Origin of the sequence: Flavobacterium sp. (assembly GCF_036405015.1) — a bacterium.
Classification (GTDB): Bacteria; Bacteroidota; Bacteroidia; order Flavobacteriales; family Flavobacteriaceae; genus Flavobacterium.
Genome location: NZ_DASWYK010000213.1, coordinates 24,509 through 35,797 on the forward strand (window position 1 = coordinate 24,509; position 11,289 = coordinate 35,797).

At 35.4% G+C, this 11,289-nt stretch carries 1 protein-coding gene; it reads left to right on the top strand.

The annotated features are described in order from the left end of the window. Positions 1-42: 42 nt before the first annotated feature. Positions 43-11,289, top strand: an 11,247-nt coding sequence (locus VGE71_RS18350; RefSeq protein WP_331139610.1) for a hypothetical protein, incomplete at its 3' end; no start/stop codon positions are given.

Sequence of the window (11,289 nt, forward strand, 5' to 3'; positions counted from 1 at the left end):
AATGCCCCTTAGAGAATAAAATTGAAGTAACAAAAGATGATTATGAAAAAACCTACTATTTTAAAAATTGCGTTATTGCTGTTTGTATTACTGCAAGCTGATATAGCATCTTCACAGGTCTATAAAACCTTTAGCAGAGAGAAGCAAATGCAGCTTAAGGGAGATATTATTACGATAGGTAATAATATTCTAAACAGAAGAGAAACCAACAGCAGAGGTGTCGTGATTAAAACTCCTAACGATCCTTATACTGACAATGGTTTCAATGGAAATTTTGATATGTACTATGTAAATATTGATAATGGTAGGACTCCAGGAATATTTAGTTCGAGTAGTGCAAAACTTACAATTCCAAGTAAATCGGCACAACCCTGTTATAGAGTGGCGTATGCAGCACTATACTGGTCTGGGATCTTAAAATCTCCAGCAACCAGAACGAATATAAATAAGGTTAAGCTGAAGGTGCCTGATGCTACAGCTTATGTAGATATTACGGGTACGCTTATTCATGATATTACTCGATCTGCTGATGGAATTAATCCTGATAATACACAAGCTTATGCTTGTTTTGCGGATATTACGAATTTTTTAAACGCGTCAAGTCCAAATGGGGAGTATACAGTAGCGAATGTTATAGCTACTGAAGGGCCAACACGTACCAATGGAGCAACAGGTCTTGCCGCAGGATGGTCGATTTTTATAATTTATGAGGATTCTACTTTACCAACAAAAGCGATCTCGTCTTTTAATGGTTTTGCAGCTATGGGAAGTAATGATAACCCACTTACCACTACTATTTCTGGTTTTACGGCTATAGACAAGGGACCAGTTACAGGAAGGTTAGCTTTTGCCGCGCTTGAAGGAGATAGAGGATATACACAAGATTACTTAGATATTAATGGTACTAGGATGACTCCAAACTCTAGACCTAAATCTGGTAGAAATGATAACTTTTTTACGAGTACTATAGATTATTTGGGTGTACCTTTTGTAGATAGGAATCCAGCAAGTACAAATACTTTAGGTTTTGATTCCGGGGTTTTAGAAATTGGCGATGGAATACTCAAAAACGGGGATACGTCTGCCCGTATCACTTTAGGTACAGGATCAGATGTATATATTTATTATTTTACTGCTTTCTCTATTGATATCATTGCTCCAAAAATTGTTTTGAAAAAGGGGGTGTATAATATTGCAAATGAAGATGCCAGTGGTAAGGATGTAAAATTAGGCGATCAGCTTACGTATTCTTTAAAGTTTAAAAATGAAGGAAATGATAATGCTACTTCATTTACAATTATAGATAAGCTTCCAGATAATACAGATTTCGTTTTTCCAACAGATCTTATAAAAATGCCGGGAACATTACCAATCCCTACTACAGCAGCAGGAAATCAATATGTAAAATATGATACTGCTACTAGAACGTTAACATTTACAATTCCGAATTCTTATGTTACTTTTAAACCTGTAACAGCAGAAGAAGAAATTAAATTTAGAGTAACGGTTGTAAATGATTGTGAGAAATTAACAAATGCTTGTTCTAATTTAATTCAGAATACTGCAGAATCACATTATTTTGGAGATCTTGGCGGTAATACAACAGATTTCGGAGATAAGAGTTATGCGAATACAGCAGGCTGTAATTTGATTCCACAGTCAACGAACTTTTTAGTTGGTATAGAAGATTGTAGAAAAAGAAGCGTATATATGTGTACAACAAGCAGAGAAATTTCGGCTTCAGGAGGATATGCGTCTTATTCTTGGTCTAAAAATTTATCTGGTACACCAGTAATTGGTACAAACCAAAAATTAACAGTTACAGAACCAGGAACTTATTATGTTCATAATACTGCTAATGCTCCATGTCCCAATTTAGTGGAAGAGATTGAAGTATTAGGTGGTGCAGCAAGAGTAAATCCTGTGTTAGAATATGCAGACAATAAAGATGCGAATGGTAATGTGCCTCTTTGTCAAATTGATGGTAAAGCACTTCCAAAAATTTATCTTTGTGGTACCGATTCTTTTAAATTAATTGACACTCATATTACAGGGGCTACTATTCGTTGGCAAAAAACGGATTGTGTTAAACCAGATACTTTTTCTGATCTGTGTGCTTATGATGATGCAGCGTTATGTCAATGGAGAGAAATTGCAACTGGATCTATTTATAAAGCAGATACAGCAGGTTCTTACCGAGTAATCATTAATGCAGGAGGTTGTGAAAACACCTATTATTTTAATGTTTATAAAAGTATAGTTTCGGCAACCATAGCTAAAACAGATAAGGTATGTTATGGTAAAGGAACTATCACAGTTCAGAAACTAGACAACTATCAGTACAAACTGATTAATCTTTCCAAAAATAATGAAGAAACACAATATCAGGATAGTAATACTTTTGATGTTTGGGAAGAAGGAACTTATGTTGCTGTTTATAGATTAAAAAATGTAACAGGTACTTGTGAGTACAAAACAGCACAAGTTACAGTTGAGCATTTATTGATGAACACTAAGATTGAAAACAAAGATGCCCAGCCATTTTGTTTTGGTTCTAATGGTTCGATTATAGCAAGTGCTTCAGCAGGATTCACCAATTACTATTTTGAACTTCGTAATGGTGCAAATCAAGTACTTGAAACTGTTGGACCAGTAACAGATCGTATTAAAGAATTTTCGGTTGCTCCCGGTGATAATTATACAGTTGAAATTTATACAAAGGATGCCAACGGAAATAAGATATGTGCTGCAGCTGATAACAAGTATATCCAAAACCCATCTTCTGCAATTATTCCTGCCGTTTCTACGGTTTTACCTTTAACAGCATGTAGTGATGGAATGTATAGAGTAACTGCAACTGGAGGTAAACAAGGAAATTATGCTTATTTTGTAGATGGTTCAGCAACAGCTCAGGCTCATTCTGAAAATGATAATACAGTAGAAAATAGTATTCTTATTGTTGCAACTGCTCCTAAAACATATAAAATTACAGTTAGGGATCAAAACAATTGCGAAAAGACAATTGAGTTTACAGTTCCAAGTGTTCCTAAGCCTGTTTATACGGTTGTTCCAACTAGCAGTAAATGTTACGACGGAAGTTCAAGTATAAAAGTAGACGTAACAAATCCTAATGGTTATAAATTAGCTTATAGTATTAATAATGGTTTAAGTTATCAGGATAATCCAAACTTTTTAAACTTAGAGCCTGGAAATTATAAAGTAATAGTTAAATATAGCATTGATTATGCTATACCGCAATGGCCTTATAAAGCAACTAAAGATTGTTTTACTGATGCAGAAGATGTAAATATAACTGGTCCAACTTCTGCATTGACAGCTTCGGCTGGTGTTGCTGCTTTGGCTGGTTGTACAGATCCAGACGGAGATGGTGTTAAAGAAGGTGGAATAATCAGATTTAATAACGTAGAGGGTGGTGAAGAACCATATGAATTTAGTTTTAAAAATGGTGAACCTAATAGCTGGGGAACAGTTAGAGAAATAGCTGCTGCACCAGGTGATTATCAATTAGTTGTAAGAGACAAAAACCTTTGTACTTTTACAATTCCTTATACAGTAACCTTAGATGCTATACCTGCAAACCCAATTATTAACAAGGTAGATACTGTCTATGCTTGTGATGGAATAGCAACAAGTACGGTAACAGTTACAACTCCAGCACAAAGTGGAGAGACATCTTATTCATATGAGTATTATATGGATACTAAACCAAACGTACCTATTACAAGTAATGTATTTACAGGTGTTAAATCGGGAGATCACGAAGTTATAGTTAAATATAAGGCAACTCAGGTTCCAACTTACAGTAACTTATTAATTGAAGATTTCGGAAAAGGATCTTACACCACAACTCCGGGTATTAACCCAGGATATTGTTTTGAAGACGAAACATCTACACACTTAGCACCAGATTATAAATGTAATAGAGATGAGTGGATCAATGATGGAGAGTATGCAGTTGCAAGTTCAATCAGAACTAGATTTGATAATTCATGGATTGTTGCCAAAGACCATACAGTTCCACAACATCCTCTAGGAAGATTTTTATGTGTTAACGTTGGTGGTACAGCAGGTATTGGAGGTATTTTATACAGTAAACCTATTACTGATGTAATACCAAATCAGCCTGTAATTATTTCGTTATGGGCAGAAAACTTGATTGTGAAAACATCGACTTCTCATGCTGATCCAAAACTGACAATTCAGTTAATCAATAACTTAAATGGTGTTGGAGGAACAGAAACAATCGTTGCTACAACGGACACTAATAATCCTTGGGTTGTTCCAAAAACAGAACAATGGGAGTACAAAGAATTGTCTTTAGATCCTAAGGCTTTTAACAATTTAAGTTTTGTTATTAGATCTTACAGTAATGAGTTTAATGGTAATGACGTTCTTATTGATGATATCTGGGTTCGTCAAATTCCAGAATCATGTGGTGGAGAAACTAAAATTAAAGTTATTGTTGAAAGCGGTAAAGGTTTTGATGTATCTGAACCAGAAATTAATAATGTAACTTGTAACGGAGGTGATACAGGAAGTATCATTTATCAAGTTAAGAATTTTACGGGTAATTACGAGTACAAAGTGAACAATGGAAATTGGATCCCTTCTTCTTCAGCTACACTTACTCTTGATAAATTAACTGTTGGTAATTATAAAATTATTATCAGAAGTGATAGTACTGGAGCTTGTTCAGAATCGTTTGATATTGATATTACGGCTCCTACACCTGTAACATCAGTGGCTGCTGTAACAAAACAGCCAACATGTCTTGAGGGTGCGATTATTACCGCAACTGCAGGAGGTGGAAAACCAAATTATCAATATGAATTACGTCAGGGTACTAATATTATAATTCCATATCAACCAAATAATGTATTTACAGAATTAATTAACGGAGATAAAATTCCAGTTGGTACGTACAGAGTTTATGTAAAAGATTCAGGAGGATGTGAATCTGCAGCTTCAGATCCAGTAACAATTATTGCACCAGTTCCACCAAAAGCGATGTTGGCTTCAAATTCAGATTTATGTTATAATGCTGATAAAGCAACTTTGGTTGTAACTGCTTCTGATGGTAAATTACCTTATAGCTATAGTTTAGATGGTGGCAATGGACAAAATGATAATACATTTAAAGATGTTGGTCCTGGAACACATACTATTGTAGTTACGGATGGAAATGGTTGTACAGCTGAAATAAAAGATATTATTATTGCTGAACAATTATTTGCAAACGCAGAGGTTACTAAACCGTTGGATTGTACAAATTCGCCAGACGCGCAAATCACTATTACGGCAACTCAAGGAACTCCTGGTTACACTTACGAAGTATCAACTAACGGAGGTACATCTTTTGCACCGATCACATCTGGAATTTACCCTGCAACAGCTTCAGGATCATATATCTTTAGAGTAACAGATTCTAAAGGATGTACAGCACTTACTCCTGCAGTAACTGTTAATACAAAATTAGAACCAACAGCAACAGCAAAAGGAACAGATCCTAAATGTCATAATGGTACTAACGGAAGTTTTACTGTAACTCCAGAAGGAGGAAATGGTGCTTCTTATACTTATAGCTTTAATGGAAGCGCTACTTTTGGTACATCTCCGACACTTTCTAATTTAGGTGCAGGTACTTATACCTATCAAGTAAAAGACGGAAAAGGATGTCTTTCTCCAGTGTATGATATTACATTAGCAAATCCAACACAAGTTGTGGCTTCTGCTGACTTTACGCCTAATACAACTTGTAGTACTACAACTGTAATTACAGTTTCTGCTGTAGGTGGTACAGGAACGTATACCTATAGTTTTGGAGCTGGGAATACAACTTATAACGGAACAAGAACAATAACAGTTACAAATACAAGCAATGCTCAAACTATTACGTTCAACGTAAGAGATAGTAATGGTTGTACTGATACAAAAACGATTCCAGTTCCAGCATATAATCCGCCAACAGGACTTGATTTTTCTACACCAGCAGCTATTACTTGTAACAATACATCAACAAGTATTACTGTAACGTCTAAAGCTGGTGTTGCACCGTTTACTTATGCTGTAACAGCTGGTCCAAATTCACCAACTCAAGTCACTCCAGGTCAATTTACAGGATTAGTTCCTGGAACTTATACCTTTAGAGTTACAGATGCTAACGGATGTACAGTGTCAGATTCTAAAACAATTGATGCAGCACCGTCTATTACAGTTTCTGGTGGCTTTACTAATGAATTATGTTTTAATGCACACAATGGAACTGCTACATTCGATATTATTGGAGCAAGCAGTGTAGGTGCTTACTCTTATACATTCTCTCCAAATTCAGGAACAGTAACTCAACATGAAAATCAAGTAACTGTAACAGGATTGGCTCAAGGTACTTATACTTTAGTAGTTAAAGATAATGCAACTGGATGTACATCAAATACAGAGTCAGTAACGATTAAAGCCGCTACTCAAATTGACTTTACAGTTAATGCTTCAAAAATTAGCTGTCACAACGCTATTTCTACACTAGCGATCACAGGAATCACAGGTGGAGCGCCAGGATATACTTATGCTTTTGGACCAAGTAGTGCTACTGCTCCAACAACTGCTTATGGATCTACTTTAACAGTAGATACAGCAGTTTTAACAACAACAGTTGCTGTATATGTAAAAGATATTAATGATTGTGTGGTTAGAAAAACAGTTTCTATTGGAACAGAAGATGCTCCAGTAATGGATCCAATTGCTGCACAATGTTATACAGGAACACCAATTAGTGTGACTATAAGAGGTAGTTATGCTTTACCAGCAACTTTTAGTAAAGACGGTATTAATTTTGTGTCATCAGATACTTTCAGTTTAACTCCTGGAACTTATAAATTAACAGTAAAAGATAAATTTGGTTGTACTGATTTTATCGATTACGTAGTTCCTGAGCAATTAAGAATTATTCCTAAAATTGAAGAAAATACTACTTGTACAACATCAACTACAATTAGCTTAACTTCTAGTGGAGGTACAGGAACTCGTTCTTACGCCGTTTCTACAGATGGTGGATTAACATATAGTCCACCAATAGCAAGTCCTTATACTGCATTAGTAGCAGGAACTTATAAATTTAGAGTTAGCGATAGTGCAAACCCAACTTGTTACGCTTATACAGCAGATATTCCAATTGTATTACAACCGACTACTTTCGCAATTAATACAAGTAAAACGGATGTAAAATGTAACGGAGCTGCTACAGGAACTATCTCTATTTCAACAACAGCTGGTAAAGCTCCTTATACTTATAGTGTAACTAAAGCAGGTGTGCCAGTTTCTACAACTGCTTCGACTACAGGTTTAACAGCAGGAGTTTATGATATTGTGGTTACTGATCATATAGGATGTACGGGTACTGCACAGGTTACTATTTTGCAACCAGATTTACTTGAAGCTGATGCAACTATAGATCCATTTACATGTAGCCCTACAAATGCTAAAGAATCTAAAGATGTAACAGTTACAGTAACAGGGGGAGTAGCTCCTTATACATATAGTTTCAATGGAGGTTCTTATGGTGATGATAGTACATTTTCAGTTTCAGATAATGGAAACCCACAATCAGTTAGTTATTCTGTAAAAGATGCGAATGGTTGTACTACTCAAGTTAAAACAGTAGATATTTTACCTCTTAACCCTCCAAAAATTACGTCGGTTAATGCAAGTGTAATTTATTGTGATCCTATTGGAAGCAGAACCAGTACGGTTAAAGTTAATTTAACAACCGGAACTGGAACTGGAACGGTGGTTTATACGATTGTTTCTGGACCAACAATAAACACTACAGGAGCTACAGATGGTGAATTTACAGACCTTACTTCTGGTAGCTATGTTTTCAGAGTTACAGATGGAAGCGGTTGTTATGCGGATTTTTCTAAAAATATTCCAGCAGTCGTTGCTATTAGAGCTACACCAACTAAATTGAATGATGTTTATTGTAAAGGTGGTAGTACAGGAAATATTAGATTTAATGTTACAAACTTTACTTCAACATATAGTTATAAAGTTAATAGCGAAACAACTGTAACAGGAAGAAACGAAACTGTATTTACTTTGGCAAATCGCCCTGTAGGTGTTTACAATGTTGTATTTGTAGATGAAACTACAAATTGTACGGTTACAGAACGAGTAGAAATTTTTGAACCTAATGATCCTTTAGATTTAGTAATAGATTCTAATGTAAATTCAAATTGTGGTATAATTACTTCTACTGTAACAGTTCATGCTACAGGAGGAACAATAGGTTCAGGTTATCAATATGCTATTTTAGATGCAGACAATACATCTGCAACGCCAATCTATGGTCCAAATCCTGTATTTAATATCAATTCAAATTCAGGTGCAGACTTAAACTGGGTTATCTACGCAAAAGACGCTAATGGATGTATTGTATCTAGAAACGTTACAATTGCAAGAGATACACAGCCAACAGTTACTTTGGATGTTCCAAATCAATGTGATGCTTCTGGTAATTCATTCACAATTGTAGCTAGTGGAGCTAATGGAGTTGTACCTTATACATACACAATTAATACAGGAGTTGCTCCTAGTCCGGCAAATACATTTACTGTGGGAGCAGGAACTTATGTAGTAACAATTACAGACGCAAATGGTTGTACAAATACAGAAACAGTTACTGTAAATGATGCAATGATTGCCACTGCAGTTAGAAAAAAAGATCTTACTTGTACGGCGATTTCACCAACAGATGCAAGTATTGAGGTTAATGTAACAGGAGGAAATCCATCTTTTGGATATAGAGTAAGAATGTTGCCAGCAGCATTTACTGGAACTCCAATTCCTTTTACATCAACTAGATCTTTTGTTTATAGCACAGGAACAGCTGGAACATATGAGTTTGAAATAACAGATGGAAATAATTGTCCTAAACTAACGAATACAGTTGTTGTTAATCCTACTACAACTGTAACTGGAGATTATATCCCTACAAACCCTACTTGTAATGCAGGTACAGATGGTGTTGTTGAATTGCGTGGAACTGCTGGTGAAGGACCATTTAAATATAATTTTAACGGATTAGGATTCGGAGATAAATATATTTTTGGAGGCTTAACAGCTGGAAGTTACTCTTATACAGTTAGAGATGCTAAAGGATGTGAGTTTGATGGTACAGCTGTTTTAACTGAACCGGCTCCAATCGATGGACTTGTTGAGGGAACTCCAATTATTTGTGACCTTAATACATTAGGTACGTTTAAAGTAAGTGTAGTTTCAGGTGGAGTAGCTCCGTTTGTTTATACATTATATGATAGTAACCGTAATCAGTTACAGACATATACTGAAACTTCTGTGTCTCCAACGGCTGTTCACACTTTCTCAGGACTAAATTTTGGTTACTATTATGTTACAATAGTAGATGCTAATGGATGTAAATTTGAAACATCAAGACTTCGAATTGAAACACCTCCATATTTAAAAATTACAACAACAGCAGATTCTTTTAGTTGTGCTACAGGAGTTAATGTTACTGTTACCACAAGTGGAGGAGAAGGACCATATACATATTCTATTTTTGGTCAAGCTGAAACGGCTCCTATAGCAAGCAATAGTTATACATTTACTGGTTTAGCACACAATAGAACTTATTATTTGCAAGTAAAAGACAAGAATAACTGTATTTCTATAGCAGAAGAAATTACGCCTCCGGCACCTTCTAATATTAAAATTACAGGAACATCACAAACTGATGCAACTTGTGCAGGAAGTACAAATGGTATATTAAACTTTACTGTTGAGGATTATGATCCTACAGTAACGACTATCCATTATAGAATATTAGATGAATTAACACAATTGCCGCTTACAACACCAATTGAAGATGATTTAACTGGACCTGCAGGAGGACCTGTATCAGAGACTATTAATAATCTACCAGCGGGTAATTATACACTGGAAGTAACTGAAGTTGGTGGTACGCTTTGTTCAACTTCATATACATTTAGAATTGATCAACCAGCTCAACCTCTTAACTCTGTTATTACTAATCTAGTACCTGCAAATTGTAATAGTGGTGCTATTGTAACTATGAGAACAACTGGAGGTACAGCGCCATATTATTATGGTGTAGCAGTTTCACCTGCAATGCCAACAGATTTTACAAGTACAAATAATGTTATAGAATTAGATCCTTCTTCAGGAACAGATTGGAACATTGTAGTAAGAGATTCAAAAGGATGTGAAGTTGGAAGAGCACAAATAATTCCTGTAGATTCTAGTCCAGAAATTGATTTACAGATTGTGGATAGATGTGCTACTGAAGGTAATTTCTCAGTAAATGTTATCGAGACTACTGCAGGTAAAGGAGCTTATTCTATAAGTGTAGATAGTGATAATTCTTATTCACCTCTTACAGGAGGATTACCATATACTGTAACGAATCTGACTTCTGGTTCTCATAGAATTTATATTAAAGATGCTAATGGATGTGTTGATTTTGAAGATATAAACATTAATGCACCGCTTGATTTAAAGCCTGCTGTAGTTTCAACAGACCCAACTTGTACATCAGCTAATGGCGGTAGCATTACATTAACAACTACTGGTGGTACAGGTACTTATATTTATAGTATTAACGCTCCTGGCGCAAATGTAACAAATAATGTAATTTCAAATTTAGCTTATGGAAACTATATTGTTAATGTTAATGATGGTTTCTGTAATACTACAGTACCAGTTGAATTGAAAGCACCAATCCCAGTTACTTTTGATGCTGATGTAGTTGATGTGGCTTGTTATAATGGTGCTACAGGAAGTATTACAGTAAATTTACTTCCAGGAAACACAGAAACGCCATATACATATGCTATCGCATCTGCTACAGCTACTCCACTTCCTTTAGGAATTGTATTGGTAGGAAATAAATTTACAAATGTTCCACAAGGAAGTTATGCAATAACTGTGACTTCTGGAAAAGGATGTCCGACCACACATAATTATGATGTAGATCAACCAACTGCAGCAGTAGGTGCAATTGCAGCTGTTGATGCCTATAGCTGTAATCCTAGTAATACTGTACAACAAGCAGTTGTAAGAGTTACAGGTACTGGTGGATCAGGATCGTACAAATATAATTTTGATGGAGGAACAACTTATACTGACGATAATGAATTATTTGTTACTGATGATACAACAGTACAAAGGATTAATTATTACGTCATGGATAGTAATGGTTGTACTTACAGTAATTTTGTTGATGTTAATCCATATCAG